The sequence below is a fragment of the Streptomyces sp. C1-1 genome (genome assembly GCF_050214755.1).
Lineage (GTDB): Bacteria > Actinomycetota > Actinomycetes > Streptomycetales > Streptomycetaceae > Streptomyces.
Map to the genome: position 1 here is coordinate 7592835 of NZ_CP189826.1, position 16809 is coordinate 7609643.

At 70.4% G+C, this 16809-nt stretch carries 15 protein-coding genes; 5 read left to right on the forward strand and 10 right to left on the reverse strand.

Annotated elements, in window-relative coordinates:
* Window positions 1-8: 8 nt before the first annotated feature.
* Window positions 9-1835: an endonuclease/exonuclease/phosphatase family protein gene (locus ACQF4J_RS34480; protein ID WP_351582376.1), complete on the reverse strand. Its 1827-nt coding sequence runs from the start codon at window positions 1833-1835 to the stop codon at window positions 9-11.
* Window positions 1836-2112: 277 nt separating this feature from the next.
* On the opposite strand from ACQF4J_RS34480, the gene ACQF4J_RS34485 reads away from it, so the two are divergent.
* Window positions 2113-3540 (forward strand): hypothetical protein, encoded by a 1428-nt coding sequence (locus ACQF4J_RS34485; RefSeq protein ID WP_351798513.1) that lies wholly within the window; start codon window positions 2113-2115, stop codon window positions 3538-3540.
* An 82-nt stretch (window positions 3541-3622) separates the two neighbouring features.
* Here ACQF4J_RS34485 and ACQF4J_RS34490 read toward each other — a convergent pair whose 3' ends face one another.
* Genes ACQF4J_RS34490 through ACQF4J_RS34500 form a run of 3 tightly spaced genes read right to left on the reverse strand, consistent with a single transcriptional unit; the run spans window position 3623 to window position 5534 of the window.
* Complete coding sequence (locus tag ACQF4J_RS34490) at window positions 3623-4063, reverse strand: hypothetical protein (RefSeq protein WP_351582372.1); 441 nt, start codon at window positions 4061-4063, stop codon at window positions 3623-3625.
* 37 nt (window positions 4064-4100) lie between these two features.
* Entirely contained in the window at window positions 4101-5255 is a 1155-nt protein-coding gene (locus ACQF4J_RS34495) for a hypothetical protein (protein WP_351798511.1), read from the reverse strand.
* Window positions 5256-5303: 48 nt separating this feature from the next.
* On the reverse strand, window positions 5304-5534 hold the full coding sequence (locus tag ACQF4J_RS34500) for a hypothetical protein (protein WP_351582368.1): 231 nt from the start codon (window positions 5532-5534) through the stop codon (window positions 5304-5306).
* Between the two features lie 314 nt (window positions 5535-5848).
* Here ACQF4J_RS34500 and ACQF4J_RS34505 point away from each other — a divergent pair, with 314 nt between their 5' ends.
* The 4 genes from ACQF4J_RS34505 (at window position 5849) to ACQF4J_RS34520 (ending at window position 11184) form a co-directional block, all read left to right on the forward strand.
* Entirely contained in the window at window positions 5849-7294 is a 1446-nt protein-coding gene (locus ACQF4J_RS34505) for an alkaline phosphatase PhoX (protein ID WP_351582366.1), read from the forward strand.
* Window positions 7295-7804: 510 nt separating this feature from the next.
* Complete coding sequence (locus tag ACQF4J_RS34510; RefSeq protein WP_427167584.1) at window positions 7805-9382, forward strand: TROVE domain-containing protein; 1578 nt, start codon at window positions 7805-7807, stop codon at window positions 9380-9382.
* Between the two features lie 102 nt (window positions 9383-9484).
* The gene (locus tag ACQF4J_RS34515; RefSeq protein WP_351798506.1) at window positions 9485-10138 is read left to right on the forward strand and encodes a GntR family transcriptional regulator; all 654 of its coding nucleotides are present in this window, start codon (window positions 9485-9487) and stop codon (window positions 10136-10138) included.
* A 29-nt stretch (window positions 10139-10167) separates the two neighbouring features.
* The gene (locus tag ACQF4J_RS34520) at window positions 10168-11184 is read left to right on the forward strand and encodes a 1-aminocyclopropane-1-carboxylate deaminase (RefSeq protein WP_427168655.1); all 1017 of its coding nucleotides are present in this window, start codon (window positions 10168-10170) and stop codon (window positions 11182-11184) included.
* Between the two features lie 15 nt (window positions 11185-11199).
* Here the strand turns inward: ACQF4J_RS34520 and ACQF4J_RS34525 are convergent, their stop codons facing one another.
* The 6 genes from ACQF4J_RS34525 to ACQF4J_RS34550 form a co-directional block, all read right to left on the reverse strand.
* Window positions 11200-11292: a DUF6879 family protein gene (locus tag ACQF4J_RS34525; protein WP_427168656.1), complete on the reverse strand. Its 93-nt coding sequence runs from the start codon at window positions 11290-11292 to the stop codon at window positions 11200-11202.
* A 133-nt stretch (window positions 11293-11425) separates the two neighbouring features.
* Window positions 11426-12595 carry a TerD family protein gene (locus ACQF4J_RS34530; protein ID WP_351582410.1) on the reverse strand — a complete coding sequence of 390 codons (1170 nt, stop codon included), beginning with the start codon at window positions 12593-12595 and terminating at the stop codon, window positions 11426-11428.
* A 52-nt stretch (window positions 12596-12647) separates the two neighbouring features.
* Entirely contained in the window at window positions 12648-13637 is a 990-nt protein-coding gene (locus ACQF4J_RS34535; RefSeq protein WP_427167585.1) for a zinc-dependent alcohol dehydrogenase family protein, read from the reverse strand.
* Window positions 13634-14482, reverse strand: coding sequence for a carbohydrate ABC transporter permease (locus ACQF4J_RS34540; RefSeq protein ID WP_351582358.1), 849 nt, complete (start codon window positions 14480-14482; stop codon window positions 13634-13636). The genes ACQF4J_RS34535 and ACQF4J_RS34540 overlap by 4 nt, the downstream gene beginning before the upstream one ends.
* Window positions 14479-15417, reverse strand: coding sequence for a carbohydrate ABC transporter permease (locus tag ACQF4J_RS34545; protein ID WP_351582356.1), 939 nt, complete (start codon window positions 15415-15417; stop codon window positions 14479-14481). The genes ACQF4J_RS34540 and ACQF4J_RS34545 overlap by 4 nt, the downstream gene beginning before the upstream one ends.
* Complete coding sequence (locus ACQF4J_RS34550) at window positions 15414-16787, reverse strand: ABC transporter substrate-binding protein (protein ID WP_351582354.1); 1374 nt, start codon at window positions 16785-16787, stop codon at window positions 15414-15416. Before ACQF4J_RS34550 ends, ACQF4J_RS34545 begins: the two co-directional genes overlap by 4 nt.
* Window positions 16788-16809: the final 22 nt, after the last annotated feature.

Consider the following 16809-nt stretch of genomic DNA (forward strand, 5'->3'; position numbering starts at 1 on the left):
CGGGGGAGTCACGGACGGAAGCGCAGCACCTGCGGGTCGTGGTCGCTGATCTGGTCGTGGAACTCCGAGTTGATGTGCACGGAGTCGTAGTCCAGGTCGCAGCCGCGGCGGATCGACGGGCTGACCAGGATCTGGTCCAGGACCTGCTGGTTGCCCTGGTAGTCGTAGGTGTAACGCTCGCTCTTCGGCAGGGACTTGATCGCCGACCACAGCTCGCCGTCGCCCTCGAGGATCTGGGCGGTGCCGGAGAAGTCGAAGTCGTTCATGTCGCCGAGCGCGATGACGTCCGCGTTCTTCTGGACGTCGAGGATGCTCTTGACGAACGCGTTGACCAGCGTCGCCTGCGCGTGGCGCTGGGTCTCCGAACTGCGCGTCGGAGGCTGGTACTGCGAGGTCAGGCCCTGGTCGCCGCCCTTGGAGTTGAGGTGGTTGGCGATCACGAAGACCGTGCGGCCGCGGAAGACGAACTCGCCGGCCAGCGGCTTGCGGCTGGACTTCCAGGCGTCGTTCGTCGGCTCGACGCGGCCGGGGGAGGCCGTCAGCTGCGCCTTGCCGTGCACCTTGGTGACACCGACGGCCGTCGTGGAGTCGCCGCCCGCGCGGTCCGTGAAGGACACCCGCTCCGGGTTGAACAGGAACACCTGGCGGATGTTGCCGCCGGGCTCGCCGCCGTCCTGGTCGTTGACCGGGTCGATCGAGCGCCAGTCGTACTTCGGGCCGCCCGCCGCGACGATCGCGTCGATCAGCTTGTTCACGGTCGCGCTCGCGTCGACGACACCGTCGTCCGTCGCGCCGTCGTTGTCCTGGATCTCCTCCAGGGACACGATGTCGGGCGACTGCAGGTTGTTCACGATCGCGGCGGCGTGCGCGGCGAACGTGGCGTCGGACGGGTCGAGGTTCTCGACGTTGTACGTCGCCACCGCCAGCTCGCCCCGCGACTGCTTGCGGGTGGTCTCGCGCTGCAGCCCGCCGCTCTTCAGCGTGCCCAACTGGCTCGCGACCAGGGTGTAGCCGCCGAACTGGTTGTAGTCCATCGGGCCGGTCGTGGTGCCGGTCAGGGTGTCGCCGACGTTCGCCACCGGGAAGTCGGCGGTCGCGCCCAGCGACTGGATCTGCAGCCGGCCGGTGTTCTGGGAGTCGTAGGAGCCGTAGAGCGCGCCGCCGCGGCGGGTGCGGTTCTCGTGCGGCTTCACCGTGACCCACAGCTCGCTGTAGGGGTCGGTGGCGGTGACCACGCGGGCGTCGGCGACCTGGACGTTCATGCCCTCGAGGGACTCGTAGTAGTCCAGGGCGTACTTCGACGGCTCCAGCGGCAGGCCGTTGACCGAGCCGTTCGCGGCGCTGTCGCCGGCCGGGGTGTACTCACCTGGCACCGACTTCGCGTCGATCACCGTGGGCGCCGGGACCGCGTTGCCGGTGGAGACGGTGGTGACCGTCGGCTTGGTGATCTCGGTGACCGACTGGTTGCCGGACGAGGCACCGCCCGGGACGTACTCCGAGACCGTGCCGGAGACCGTCACCGAGTCGCCGACCGCGACCTTCGGCGTGGAGCTGGTGAAGACGAAGACGCCCTCGCTGGTGGCCGGGTCGCCGTCCGGGGTGGGGTCCTGGATCCAGAAACCTCTGGAGGAGCCGTAGGTGCGCGTGCCCGTGACGATGCCGGGCACGTCGGCCACCTTCTGGCCTGCGTACGGGGATATTCGGGTCGTGCCCTGGACGTCGTGGATGCGCACGGAGTCGGCGTGCGCCGGCGAGGTCAGGGCGACGGCGGACGCCGCGGAGCACACGGCGGCGACGGTGAGCGCGGCGAGACGCGCGGAAGACTTGCTCGGCAACGGAATCCCTCCGGGGATGTTCGTGAGTGCCGGGACGAGGGTGGTCTGTGGGGGGAGAGTGACGCGCGTAGAAACCAGTGAACAGTTGTCCCCCGACTTTCTACGCGCGTCAATCTCCTGCCTGCTCCGGCCAGTTGTCAAGGTTTCGGCCATGTACGGGCGCCGACGAGGAGATGAACCGGGCGGCATGGGTGGATATCCGTCTAGGCTGAGCCACTGAGTCGTACGTCGTCCAGGTGGTCGTACGGTCCAGAGGCGCCCGAGGAGAACCGAGCCGATGTCAGACAGCTCCCCCCTGCCGCCCGTGCGGCTGCACCCCGAAGCGGAGCTGGCGCGAGACGCGCTGTCCACGCCCCTGCTGTCCCGGGCCGCGAGGCTGGCCCGCTGGGCCGGTCCGGACACCCGAGTCGACGCCGGGGGAGAACTCGTCGACGAGCAACTGCCGGCCGCCGCCGAGGTGCTGGGACTGACCGGGGACGACGCCGCGGCCGACGCGAGTGAGGCCTGGCGGGCCGCCGTGGACACCGGTCTTGTGGAGATCGTCGACGAGGACGCGGGCACCGTCACGGCCGGACAGGAGCTGACCCTGCTCACCGCCGGCTCCCCGCACGACGTGCTCGCCGTGTGGCAGGGCGCGCTGGAGACGGTGCTCGCCGACGCCAGTGTCCCGGACATCGAGGGCCTGGAGGAGGCCCTGGCCGAGGACGGCGAACTCGACCTCTCCGGGGTGGAGTGGGACCCGGAGGCGGAGGCCGAGTTCCTCGACGGCGTCCTCGGCAACCTCTACCTGCTCACCGTCAGCGAGGACGGCCCCGGCGACGCGCCCGTGCCGCTGCCGGCGCTCGCCGCGTCGATGATCGTGCCCTCCGACATGGGGGAGCCCACCAACGACGTCCTGGAACAGGTCTCCGACGCGATGATGCGGCTGGACGACCAGTTCCGGCTGCTGGAGCCGGTCGGGCTCGTCGAGTACCAGCCCGTCGACGAGGCGCTGATGGCCGACGCAGACGAGGAGCCCGCCGCACCGGTCGACGACACGGACGTCTCCCGCTACGGCATGGTGCGGCTGACCCCGCTCGGGCTGTACGGGCTGCGCGCGCGGCTGCTGGAGGCCGGGTTCACCGCCCCGGCCGTGGGCGACCTCGCCGACAAGGGGGCCGACGCGTTGCTGGACGGCACGGCGACGTTCCCCGCGGGCGCCGCGCAGGCCGAGACCGAGCAGTGGCTCGCCCGGCGTGAACCCCTCGCCGCGGCACGGGAGTTGCTGGCGGCGGCCCGCGGCGCGGACCCCGGCGCCCCCTTGCGGCGGCTGCGCTGCCAGCAGGCGCTGTCCCTGGTCGGCGTCGAGGCCGAACCCGCTCTGCGCGAGGTCCTCGACGACGCCGAACTGGGCGGGCTGGCCCGCGTGTGGCTGGCCGAGCGGGGCGTGCCCGACGTGCCGGCCCCCTCGGAGGCGATGATCTTCTGGCTCACCATCGACACGGTCGCCGCACAGCTCGCCGCCGAGGGCAACTCCGAGGAACTGCGCGAGCTCGTCCAGGGACTGGCCGCACAGCACGGCGAGTTCTTCGCCACGGCGTGGCGGGTGGACCACCCGGCCACCGCCGACGTCCTGGAGGCGATGGGCCGGCTGCACCCGGACAAGCGGGTGGCCAAGGAGGCACGCAAGGCGGCCTTCAAGGCGCGGTCGCAGCAGGGCGGTTGAGCATGCGGCCGTCCGGAGCGCGTCGACGTCGGTGACGGCCGTGGCCCCCGCCCCCGGCGGGGGCCACGGACTGTCCCGGCCTTCAGCAGTGATAGACCGTCGTGTGCTTGAACGACGACGTCGCCCCGTTGAAGCCGTACGTGCCCCGGTAGGCCGGCGGGTTCTGGAACTCGCCCACGACGGTGACCGTCGCGGTGTTGTCGTGGCGTGTGGCGTCCAGGCGGATGCTCTCACCCATGAAGCCGCCCGTGATGTTCCACGGCGGCCCGGAGATGGTGCCCGTGATCTGGCCGCCCGTGATGACGTACGGGTAGGTGTTGGGGTTGTACCTCACCTCCAGCTCCCAGGTGACCGTCGCCCCGTTGTGCAGCTCGAGCTTCGCCGTCGCGGCCACCGCCTCCGGCGACACCCCCGCCTGCGGGGCGAACGCCTCGTCGCGGGTCTTGACCTCGGCGCCCTGCGCGTTGTGGAAGCGGTGCTCCACGTTCTGCGCGCCCTTCTGCCTGCGTGCCTGTGTGGTCATGGGAACGGGCCTCCCCTCGTGCGGAATCGGATGACCGTCAGGCCAGCTGTTCGGCGATCTCGACGCGCAGCAGCGCGCGGACGTTCTCGATGTGGTTGGCGATCGTGACGACCGAGGACCCCGCGAAGAGCAGGCCCAACGCCACGTTGTCGAGCGAGGTGACCAGTGAGCCCGAGTCACCGCCCGCCGAGATGTTCGTGGTGAGGATCTGGTCCTTGAAGCGGGCGGTGCCCGCCGTGCCGTAGTTGACGTCGATCGTCGCGTCGATCGCGATGATCCGGCCGAAGCTGATGTTGGTCGTCCGCCCGGTCTTCTTCACCAGGTCGCCGACCGCCACATTGGCCTTGCGCCGCCAGGCCCGCGGCGCCCCGCTGAAGTACTGCTCACGGGTGGCGTCCTGGAACTCCACCGCCCCCAGCGCGCAGTCCACCACGTTGTTGTGCCGCTCCAGCGGAATCTGCGGGGCGAACTGGATGGTGATGAAGCGGTCCAGGGTCGCGATCCGGTCGGCGGGGTCCGTGCCGCCGTCGAACACACCGGGCTGCACGATCGCGCTGCCCGACTGGGCCCGGTTGGAGTCGGCCAGGACATGGTTGTTGGACAGGACGTAGAACTTCGCCGGCACGCCCAGACCGGCGCCCGGCGGGTCGATCGTCGCACCCGGCAGGAAGTCGTACACCACCGTGCCCAGCGTGCCCGCCGTCACCCGCACGTTGCCGATCGAGAAGCCCGAAGGGCACGGTCGCATACGGCGCTTGAGGATCTGCGGCTCGAACACACCGGCCGCCAAGGGTTCTTCCAGCATCGGCTGCGACAGGCGCGCCAACTGCTCCTGGATCCCGTCCTCGGCGCCGTAGGACAGCTCCCGCCGGGACCCCGGCGAGCGCTGCTGCTGCCGCTGCGCGGCCACATGGCCGACCGCCACCACGTCCGTGGGCGTGCCGTCGTCCATCCGGTACGGGATCACGTCCCGCTCCGGCAGCATCGACTCCGGCACTTTCTGCGTCACGAACACCAACACGGCCTCCTGGCCGGTCGGCTCACCCCCGCTCCACTTCACGCCGTGGCCGAAGCCGACGACGTTCGACAGCGGCTGCTCGCGGCGCAGGAAGTCCGACAGCGCCTGCTGCCGGGAGGAGTCGCTGAGCTGTCCGCCGGTCGGTCCTCGCATCAGTTCGGGCTGGCTCGTCACGGCCAGACCACCTTCTTCCCCGGTCTCACCGTGGTTCCGGAACCCCGGCTACTCCTGCGCCGACACCTCGCCGATCGCGAGCACGCGCACGGGTACACCGTCGAGTTCGTCCGGAACCACGTCCTCGTCCCTGAGCCGGTCCCTGGGCACCTTGCGGGTCACGAAGACGACGATGACGTCCCGACCCGTGGCCTCGTCCCTCCCGGTCCCGACCCCCGTCACATTGGGCAGGCCCATCAGCCGGCCCTCATGGAGGCTGCGCGCACGACGTGCGTCCACTTCGGCTCGCCTCCCCCGGGTTCTCCAGGCATGAGGGTGTCTATTGCCCCGAACACCGCCGGTCAAGGTGGTCTGCGGTAAATCATGGGATTGGGGAAGTTTATCGCCGGTCGACCTTGTTTACGAAGATTCGTCCGACCAATTACCCGGGCACGAGGGACTTTTGCTTCCCGTGGGCCGCCGCGTACGGATTCATGGAACTGCGTCCGGTGGCGTCGCCCGGTGTTCAACTCCCGTTCAGGCGTGGGCGGGACGGTGTCGCCGACCCGAGGTCCGCCACCCTCCACGGCACGCCCACCGTCACAGGAGACACCATGTCGCTCACCCGCAGGGACTTCGCCAGGAAATCCGCGATCACCGGTGCCGGTGTCGCGCTGGCGGGCAGCGTCGGCGCCCTCGCCACCGCCCCCAACGCCCTCGCGTCCACCGACACCGAGACCGCCGAGGAAGGCGCGGCGCACGGACACGGCGGCGTCGGCTACGGCCCGCTGGTCTCCGACCCCCACGGCATCCTCGCCCTGCCCGCCGGCTTCACGTACCGGATCATCACCTACAGCGGCCGGACCAAGCTGGAGTCGGGTGAGTTCACCCCGTCCAACCACGACGGCACCTCCACCTTCGACGGTCCCCGCGGCGCGACCCTCCTCGTCAACAACCACGAGCTCAAGGGCCCGCGTTCGAGCTGGAAGTACCCCGTCCCGCTCACCGAGGGCCTGGTCTACGACCCCGCCGCCTCCGGCGGCTGCACGGTCGTAGAGGTCCGCCGCGACCACGTCGCCGAGTGGGTCGGCATCGCCGGCACCTCCACCAACTGCGCGGGCGGCAACACGCCTTGGGGCACCTGGCTGACCTGCGAGGAGACCGAGGACAAGGCCGGCCAGAACGGCATGACCAAGGACCACGGCTACGTCTTCGAGGTCGACCCCGCCGACCGCCGGGCCAACCGGAACCCCAAGCCCGTCAAGGCGCTGGGCCGTTACGCCCATGAGGCCGTCGTCGTCGACCCCAAGCGCGGCCACCTCTACCTCACCGAGGACGCCTCCGGCCCCAACGGCCTGCTCTACCGCTGGACCCCGCCCGCCGGCTTCCGCCACGGCCGCGGCAGGCTGCGCACCCTCGCCGACGACGCCGGCGTCCTCCAGGCCTTCAAGTGCTTCGACTCCGGCGGCAGGTTCGTCGACGACCTCTCCCGCGCCACGAAAATCGGCACGGTCTACGGCGTCGACTGGGTGGACGTACCCGACCGCGACGCGAGGACCACCTCGGTCCGCAAGCAGTTCACCGAAGGACAGGTCACCCGCGCCCGCAAGCTGGAGGGCATGTGGTGGGGCGACGGCGGCACCTACATCGTCTCCTCCTACGCCCGTGACGAGAGCCCCGTCCAGCACGACGGCGCGGTCTGGTTCTACGACCCCAAGCGCCGCACCCTGACCCTCAAGGTCCTGCTCGGCGTCAACCCCGACCCGTCGAAGGAAGGCCGCTTCGACGGCCCCGACAACATCACCGTCTCCCCGTACGGCGGCCTCGTCATCGCCGAGGACGGCGAGGGCCTGCAGCACCTGTTCGGCGCCACCGACAGCGGCCGCACCTACCCCATCGCCCGCAACGAACTGAACATCGGCACCGAGGAGGAGCCGGAGTACAGCGAGTTCACCGGCGTCACCTTCTCGCCCGACGGCGCCACCCTGTTCGCCAACATCCAGGAACCGGGCATCATGCTCGCGATCACGGGGCCCTGGAAGCGCCAGAAGCGCGGCTGAAATCCCTTCATGAATTAATTCGTTCGCTCGTCCCGCGACTCCCCTCCTACAGTGATGAACGTCCAGGTGCGAAGGCAGGACCTACTTCCACTGATAATGGGGCGGTCGCGGGTTCGAGTCCCGCCACCGGTACAACGCGCCGGTGTAGCTCAGGGGTTGGAGCACCTACGTCGGTTCCGCCGACCTTGTTCTCTGGACACCACAACTTCATGCACCTCCCGGTGCGCAGGCTGCGGCTACTTCCCTTTCTCAGAGAATCAGTGCCGCCGCCGACCTTGATCTCGGGAGGCGCAGCTCATGGTGGGTGCCCGGTGCGAAGGCAGCGGATACTTCAGGGACCTGGTGCTCCACGCGAGCGTGCGGGTTCGAATCCCGTCGCCGGCCGAGGGCCGGCGTGGCGGAAATGGAAGACGCGCCAGGTGATAAGGCCGTCGCCGATTTCCGACCTCGGGCACCCTCCTTCTGCCGCGCCTCCCTTCGGAACGGAACCAGAATTCGGGGGAATTCCTCATGGCGCGATTCAACACCAAGGGCGCGAAGGCGCAGCCCACTTCGCGTGTCACCTCCACGGGCCGAGTGCTCCGCACCTACGAGGGCGGCCGCGGCCGGGAGCGGGACGCGCGCTCCGAGCTCTTCCTCGCGGTCGCGAACTTCGTGTCGCAGCAGACCTTCTACGAGACCGGTGCCGACCGTGACGACCGCTTCGCGCGGCTCGTCCGCCGGCTCGCCGTCGAGGACCCGGCGTGGACCGCGGGGCTCCTCGGCTGGCTGCGCGGTGAGGGAAACCTCCGTACCGCCTCCGTGGTGGGTGCCGCCGAGTACGTGAAGGCGCGCCTCGACGCGGGCGCCACCGACGGCCCGTCCAACCGCCAGGTCGTGGCCTCCGTACTGCGGCGCCCGGACGAGCCCGGCGAGCTGCTCGGCTACTGGACGGCGGTGTACGGCCGCAGCATTCCCAAGCCCGTCAAGCGCGGTGTCGCCGACGCCGTACGACGTCTCTACAGCGGCAAGTCGCTGCTGAAGTACGACACCGCGTCCAAGGGCTACCGCTTCGGCGACATCCTCAACCTGGTGCACGCGGCGCCCGACCCGGACAAGCCGTGGCAGGGCGCGCTGTTCCAGTACGCCCTCGACCGCCGGCACAACCCGGACACGGCGGTGCCGCCCGCGTCCGACCGTGTCCTGACCGCGCACCGCGAGTTGATGGCGCTGCCGGTGGCCGAGCGGCGCGCGGTGGTCACCGCACCCGACGGCGCCGAGCGGCTGGCCGCGGCCGGCATCACGTGGGAGGCGCTGGCGGGCTGGCTGCAGGGCCCCATGGACAAGGCGGCGTGGGAGGCAGTGATCCCGTCGATGGGCCCGATGGCGCTGGTGCGCAACCTGCGCAACTTCGACCAGGCCGGTGTGTCCGACGAGGTCGCGGCCCGGGTGGCGGCGAAGATCAGCGACCCGGCGGAGGTCGCGCGCTCGCGGCAGTTCCCCTTCCGGTACCTCGCCGCGTACCAGCACGCGCCCTCGCTGCGCTGGTCGTACCCGCTGGAGCAGGCGCTCGGCCACTCGCTGGCCAACGTGCCCGCGCTGCCGGGCCGCACGCTGGTCCTCGTCGACCGTTCGGGTTCGATGTGGGCGCGGCTGTCGGACCGCTCCGAGCTGAACCGGGCGGACGCGGCGGCGATCTTCGGCACCGCGCTCGCGCTGCGGGCGGAGAAGGCGGACCTGGTCCAGTTCGGCACCACGAGCCGTCGGCTGTCCTTCCGCAAGGGCGAGTCGGTGCTGAAGATCCTGGAGCGCTTCGGCGACCTGGGCGGCACCGACACCACCGGGGCGGTCCGGGCCCACTACCGGGGCCAGGACCGGGTGCTGATCGTCACCGACGAGCAGTACGCCTTCAGTCACTACGGCGACCCGACCGAGCAGGTCCCGGCGAACGTGCCGGTCTACACCTGGAACCTGGCCGGGTACCGGGCGGGCCACGGCCCGTCGGGCAAGGCGAACCGGCACACCTTCGGTGGCCTGAGCGACGCGGCCTTCCGTATGGTGCCGCTGCTCGAGGCGGCCCGGGACGCCGACTGGCCCTGGGCCGCCTGAGCCACCAGGCCGCCTGAGCCACCCGATCGTGGCCCGCACTTCTACGGGGGGTGCGGGCCACACCCTTGCCCTCCGACTGGACTGACATCTAACATTTCAGTTGTGGAAGCCATACAGCCGATCGGCCGCACCCTCCTCAGGGACCGCGCCTACGAGGCCATCCGGGACGCCATCGTGAGCGGGGAGATCGAGCCCGGCGCCGTCGTGCGGGACGCCGAGCTCGCCGAGCGGCTCGGGCTGTCCCGGGCCCCGGTGCGCGAGGCGTTCTCACGGCTGGTGGACGAGGGGCTGCTGGAGAGCAAGCCGCAGAGCTACACGCGGGTCACCCCGTTGGTCGCCGCCGACGTCCGGGACGCCGCCGCCGTGGTCGGCGCCATGCACGAGCTGGTCACCCGGACGGCCGTGCCCCGTCTCTTCGCCGCCGACGTCCAGGCGATGCGCACGGCCAACGAACGGTTCGCCGCGGCCGTCGGCGCGGGCGACGTCGACGGCGCCCTGGCGGCCGACGACGCCCTGCACGACGTCCTGGTCCGCGTCGCCGGCAACCGTGCGGCGGCCGCCACCATCATCCGCTACACCCCTCTCGTCCGCCGCCTCGAACGCCGCCGCTTCGGTGAGAGCACCTGTCGTTCGGCCGGACTGCACGAGCAGCTGATCGAGACCTGCGCGTCCGGTGACGCGGAGGCGGCGGTGCGTGTCACCGCCGAGATCTGGCGCAGCCTCGCCGACCTCGTCGATCTCACCGACGGCGACTGATCCCGACCCCTCCGGGAGGACCCGTGTCCGTGTCCCTTTCCTCGTACGACCGTTACCCCCTCCTCTTCGGCCCCTCCCCGGTGCACCCCCTGGAGCGCCTCACCGCCCACCTCGGCGGCGCCTCCCTCTGGGCCAAGCGCGAGGACTGCAACTCCGGGATCGCCTACGGCGGCAACAAGACCCGCAAGCTGGAGTACCTGGTCGCCGACGCGCTCGCGCAGGGCTGCGACACGTTGGTGTCGATCGGCGGCGTGCAGTCCAACCACACCCGCCAGGTGGCCGCCGTGGCCGCCCGTGCCGGGCTCAAGTGCGTGCTGATCCAGGAGAGTTGGGTGGACTGGCCCGACTCCGTCTACGACAAGGTCGGCAACATCCTCCTCAGCCGCCTCGCCGGGGCCGACGTCCGCCTGGTCAGGGCCGGCTTCGGCATCGGCTTCAAGGAGAGCTGGGAGCAGGCGCTCAGGGAGGTCGAGGAGGCGGGCGGGAAACCGTACGCCATTCCGGCCGGCGCCTCCGACCATCCCCTCGGCGGCCTCGGCTTCGCCGGCTGGGCCCACGAGGTGGCCGAGCAGGAACGGCAACTGGGCGTCTTCTTCGACACGGTGGTCGTCTGCTCGGTGACCGGCTCGACCCAGGCGGGCATGGTCGCCGGTTTCGCCGCCCTGGAGCAGGCCGGGGGGCGCCCCCGCCGGGTGATCGGCATCGACGCCTCGGCCAAGCCGGCCACCACCCGGGAACAGATCGCCAGGATCGCCCGCAACACGGCCCAACTAATCGGTGTCAAAAGGGAGTTGACGGGCCCGGACATCGAGCTGGACGAGCGATACCACGCGGGGACGTACGGCATCCCCGACGACACCACCCTGGAGGCGATGCGCCTGGCGGCCCGCACGGAGGGCATGATCACCGACCCCGTCTACGAGGGCAAGTCCATGGCAGGCATGATCGACCTGGTCTCCCGCGCCGAGATCACCCCCGACTCCACGGTCCTCTACGCCCACCTGGGCGGCCAACCGGCCCTGAACGCCTACAGCGCGCTGTTCTGACGGGGCCGCCCGGCCTCACCACACCGCTTCGTTCTTGACCCGGAGGAGGCTCAACTTCCATTGGATGTACGGCACGACGGGCCGCTCGACGACGCGGACCCGGTGCAGCGATCAGCCGCAGGGATTCGCCCTCGGCGACGGGCAGCGAGTCCGGCGTGGGAACACCTTTCGGTTCGGGGCGGGGACGGTGCCGCCTCGGCGGTGAAGGTGGCTGAGGCGGCAGCAGTCGTGTCCGGCCCTGTCACAGAGCCTCGGCCGAAGGCTTCACCATCCCCCGTACCGTGCGGGCCTTCACGAAGGTGCCCATGGCTGTCATTTCCCATTCGCCGGAGTACTGGCGGATGAGCTTGGCCATCATCACGCCCGTCTGGGGTTCGGCGTTGGTGAGGTCGAAGCGGACCAGTTCCTCGCCGGTGGTGGCGTCCAGGAGGCGGCAGTACGCCTTGGCGACCTCGGTGAACTTCTGGCCGGAGAAGGAGTTGACCGTGAAGACGAGGCCGGTGGCCTCCTGGGGGATGCGGCCGAGGTCGACCGCGATCACCTCGTCGTCGCCGCCGCCCTCGCCGGTGAGGTTGTCGCCGGAGTGCTTGATCGCGCCGTTCAGGATCGACAGCTTGCCGAAGTAGCAGCTGTCGATGTGGTTGCGCTGCGGGCCGTAGGCGATGACCGACGCGTCCAGGTCGATGTCCTTGCCGCGGTACGCGGGCTCCCAGCCGAGGCCCATCTTGACCTGGGAGAGCAGCGGGCTGCCGTTCTTGACCAGGGAGACGGTCTGGTTCTTCTGCAGGCTGACCCGGCCCTTGTCGAGGTTGATCTTCCCGGTGCCGGGCGCCGGGGCGGGCGGCGCGGCCGGGGGAGGCGGGGCCGCCGCCGGCTGCGGGGCGGACACGGGTGAGGCGGCGGGCGCGGGCGCGGTCGGTTCCTCCACCGTGACGCCGAAGTCGGTGGCGATGCCCGCCAGCCCGTTGGCGTACCCCTGGCCGACGGCGCGGGCCTTCCACTGGCCGTTGCGCAGATAGATCTCGACGACCACCAGGGCCGTCTCGGTGCCGAGCTGCGGGGGCGTGAACGTCGCCAGGACCGCGCCGCTGTCGGCGTCCCGGACGGTGGCCGTCGGCTCGATGCCCTGGAAGGTCTGGCCCGCGGCGTCGGGGCTCGCGGTGACGACGATCTTCTCGATGCCGGGCGGGACGGCGGCGGTGTCGACGGTGATCGCGTCCGGGGACGTACCGCCGCCGGACCGGTACGTCACGCCCGGTCCGGCCGGCTGGTTGTAGAAGATGAAGTCGTCGTCGGAGCGCACCTTGCCGTCTCCGGTGAGCAGCAGGCCCGACACGTCGAGCCGCACGGGGGCGGCGACGTCCACCGCCACGCGTGAGACGGTCAGAGGGATGTTCGAGCCCGGGGTCATAGCTGTCATGCCGGGTGAACGAACGGACCCGCTTTACCGTTCCCTTAAACTTCTACGGCACCACGACGATCTTCCGCCCCACTCCGGCGGCGAACTGCTCCAGCGCCTGCGGGTACCGCTCCAGGGGGATGCGGTCGCTGATGAAGACGTCGGGGTCGAGGACGCCGTTCGCGAACAGTTCCGCCGCCCGCTCGAAGCTGTGCAGGACCGCCATGGAGCCGGTGATCGTGATCTCCTGGTTGTAGATCCGGTAGGGGTCGATCGTCACCCGGGTCGCGTAGTCCGCCACCCCGAACTGCAGGAACGTCCCGGCCTTGGCCACCCGTTCCAGGCCGTCCTGGATCGCCGCCGCGTTGCCCGTCGCGTCGATCACCAGGTCCCAGCCCTGCGGGCGGTCCAGCTCGTCCGGGTTCGCGGCGGACGCCGAGACCCCGAGGCGCCGCGCGGTTTCCAGCCGCTCCGCGTTCAGGTCGACCACGTCGACGCTCGCCGCGCCGGTCCGCTTGGCGAGCTCCAGCATCATCAGGCCCATCGTGCCCGAGCCGTAGATCAGGACGTGCGCGCCCAGGCGCGAGCGCAGGACGTCGTAGCCGCGGATCGCGCAGGACAGCGGCTCGACCAGGGCGGCGTCCTGGGTGCGCACGTGTTCGGGCAGCTTCACGCAGTTCGCGACCGGAGCGACGGCGCACTGGGCCGCGCCGCCCCCCGTGGTGACGCCGATGGCGGCCCACCGCTCGCAGAGGTTGCTGTGGCCCGTACGGCAGTACCGGCACTCGTGGCAGTACAGCGAGGGGTCGACCGCCACCCGGTCGCCGATCGCGATCTCGGTGACCTGGGTGCCGACGCCGACGACCTCGCCCGCGAACTCGTGCCCCGGCACGATCGGCAGCTTGGGCGCGAACTCGCCCTGGAGGATGTGCAGGTCGGTGCCGCACAGGCCGCAGGCGGCGACCTCCACGACGACGTCGCGGGCGCCGGGTGCCGGGTCCGGGACCTCGGTGACGACGGCGCGGCCCACGGACTCGATGACGGCGGCCTTCATTTCACGGCTCCAAGCGACAGGCCCTGGACCAGCTTGTCCTGGGCGGCGAACCCCGCGGCGAGCACCGGCAGGGAGATGACGAGCGACGCGGCGCACACCTTTGCCAGGAACAGGCCCTGGCTGGTGATGAACCCGGTCAGGAAGACGGGGGCGGTCTCCGCGACGACGCCCGTCAGGACCCGGGCGAACAACAACTCGTTCCAGCTGAAGATGAAGCAGATCAGGGCGGTTGCCGCGATGCCCGGAAGCGCGATGGGGGCGACCACGCGCGCGAGGATCGTCGGCAGCCGTGCGCCGTCGATCTGCGCGGCCTCGATCACCGCCACCGGGACCTCGGCCAGGAACGACTGCATCATCCACACCGCGATCGGCAGGTTCATGGCGGTGTAGAGCAGGACCAGCAGCCAGATGTTGTCCAGCAGTCCGGCGTTCTTGGCGAACAGGTAGATCGGCAGCAGGCCCGCCACCGCGGGCATCATCTTCGTCGACAGGAAGAAGAACAGGACGTCCGTCCACTTCTTCACCGGCCGCACGGACAGCGCGTACGCGGCCGGCAGGGCGAGGAGCAGCACGCAGAGCGTCGACGCCACCGACGCCACGGTCGAGTTGATCAGCGCCGGCCAGGGGCTCGCCCCGCCGCCGGTGCCGAAGAACTCGCGGTAGCCGTCCAGGGTGAGGGAGGCCGCGAAGGACGGCGGGTTGGTGGCCGCGTCCGACTCGGAGTGGAAGGACGTCAGCGCCATCCACGCGATGGGCAGGAAGAACGCGATCCCGACCAGCCAGGCCAGCAGCCCCAGGCCGGCTCCCCGGCGGCGCGGGCGGGTTCGTACGGCGACGGTGCTCATGCGCGGGACACCTCCTCGCGGAACAGGGACGACACCACGCGCAGCGCGAAGGTGGCGATGACGATCGAGCCGATGACCACCAGGACGCCCGCGGCGGAGGCGAGGCCGTTCTCGTGGGCCTGGTAGAAGCTCTGGTAGACGGTGTAGGGGAGGTTGGCGGTGCCCAGGCCGCCGGACGTGATCGTGAAGACGGCGTCGAAGTTCTGGACGATGTAGATCGAGCCGAGGAGCGCGCCGAGTTCGAGGTAGCGGCGCAGGTGCGGCAGCGTCAGATGGCGGAAGATCTGCCAGTCGCTCGCGCCGTCGACCCGGGCCGCCTCGATCTGCTGGTGGTCGCGGCTCTGCAGGCCGGCCAGCAGGATCAGCATCATGAACGGCGTCCACTGCCACACCAGGGAGGCCTCCACCGCCATCAGCGGGGTGCTGGAGATCCAGTCCGGCTGGGGGCCGCCCACATAGTGCAACAGCCCGTTGAACAGGCCGTATTCGGGGTTGTAGAGCACATGCTTCCACAACAGGGCCGCCGCCACCGGGACCACCAGGAAGGGGGCGATCAGCAGGGTGCGGACCACCCCGCGGCCCTTGAACCTGCGGTCCAGCAGCAGGGCCAGCAGCAGGCCAAGGACCAGGCTGACCAGGACCACGGTGACGGTCAGCAGGACGGTCGTCCACACCGAGTGGCGCAGGTCCGCGTCGGTCAGGACCTGCCGGTAGTTGTCGAGGCCGGTGAAATGACGGGCCTTGGGGTAGAGGGCGTTCCAGTCGAAGAACGAGATCACCAGCGTGGCCACGAAGGGGAGCTGGGTCACCGCGATCATGAACACCAGCGCGGGCAGCAGCGGGGCGCGGGTGGCCCAGGCGCGCAGCCGGGTGGAGGGGGCGCCCTGGGCGCGTACGGGAGTTGCGGCGATCGGGGCCGTTGTCGTCGCGGTCATCGTCCCTCGTACTCCTTCGAGATCTTCTCGGCGAGCTGCTGGGACCTCTTCAGCGCCGAGTCGACGGACTGGCGTCCGGCGATGGCGGCGCTGATCTCCTGGGAGACCTTGGTGCCGAGATCGGTGAACTCGGGGATGCCGACGAACTGGATGCCGGGCGCCGGGCGCGGCTGCACCCCCGGGTCCTCGGGCCTGGCGCCCTCGATGGCCTCCTTGGTCATCTCCTGGAAGGCGGCGGCCGACTTGACGTACTCGGCGTTGGTGTAGGTCGAGGCGCGTTTGCCGGCGGGCACATTGGGCCAGCCGCTGGTCTCGCCGACCAGTTGCTCGTAGCCCTTGCCGGACGCCCAGGACACGAACTTCCAGGCCTTGTCGGGGTTGCGGGAGGCCTTCTGGATGCCCCAGGCCCAGGTGTAGAGCCAGCCGGAGTCGGCGGTCTTCTCCACGGGGGCGGGCGCGTAGCCGAGCTTGCCCTTCACGGGGGAGCCCTCGGCCTCCAGGGACCCGGCCGCGGACGTGGCGTCGTACCACATGGCGACCTTGCCCTGGGTCATGTTGTTCAGGCACTCGGCGAAGCCGGACTGGGCGGCGCCGGACTCGCCGTGCCGGCGTACGAGATCGACGTAGAACCTGGTCGCCTTCTCGAAGGCGGGGGAGTCGAGCCGGGCCTTCCAGTCCTTGGTGAACCAGGTGCCGCCGAAGGTGTTGACGACCGTGGTGAGCGGTGCCATCACTTCGCCCCAGCCGGGCAGTCCGCGCAGGCAGATGCCCTTCATGCCGGGCTTCGCGCCGTCCGCCTTCGCGGCGAGGTCGGCCACCTGCGTCCAGGTGGGGTGGGCGGGCATGGTGAGGCCCTTCGCCGCGAAGACGTCCTTGCGGTACATCAGGAACGACGACTCGCCGTAGAAGGGCTGCCCGTAGAGCTTGCCGTCGTCGGCCGTCAGGGACTGGCGCATCGGCTTGAGGACGTCCTGCTCGTCGTAGGAGGCGTCCTTGGCCACGTACGAGTCCATCTCGCGCAGCCAGCCGTTCTTGGCGTAGATGGGGATCTCGTAGTTGGAGAGCGTCGCCACGTCGTACTGGCCGGCCTGGTTGGCGAAGTCCTGGCTGATCTTGTCGCGGACGTCGTTCTCCGGCAGGACGGTGAAGTTGACCTTGATGCCGGTCTCCGCGGTGAAATGCGCCTTGGTCAGCTTCTGCAGCTCCACCATCTGCGGGTTGTTGACCATCAGGACGTTGATGGAGTCGCCGCCGGAACCGGACCCGCCCGCCCCGGCCCAACAGCCGGAGAGCAGCGGGGCGAGCAGCGTCCCTGCGGCGGCCAGGGCGAGCGTGGCTCGCGGTGGCCGTCGTCGGCTCGGGGTTCGCATGGATCGCTCCTGGACATAGGGG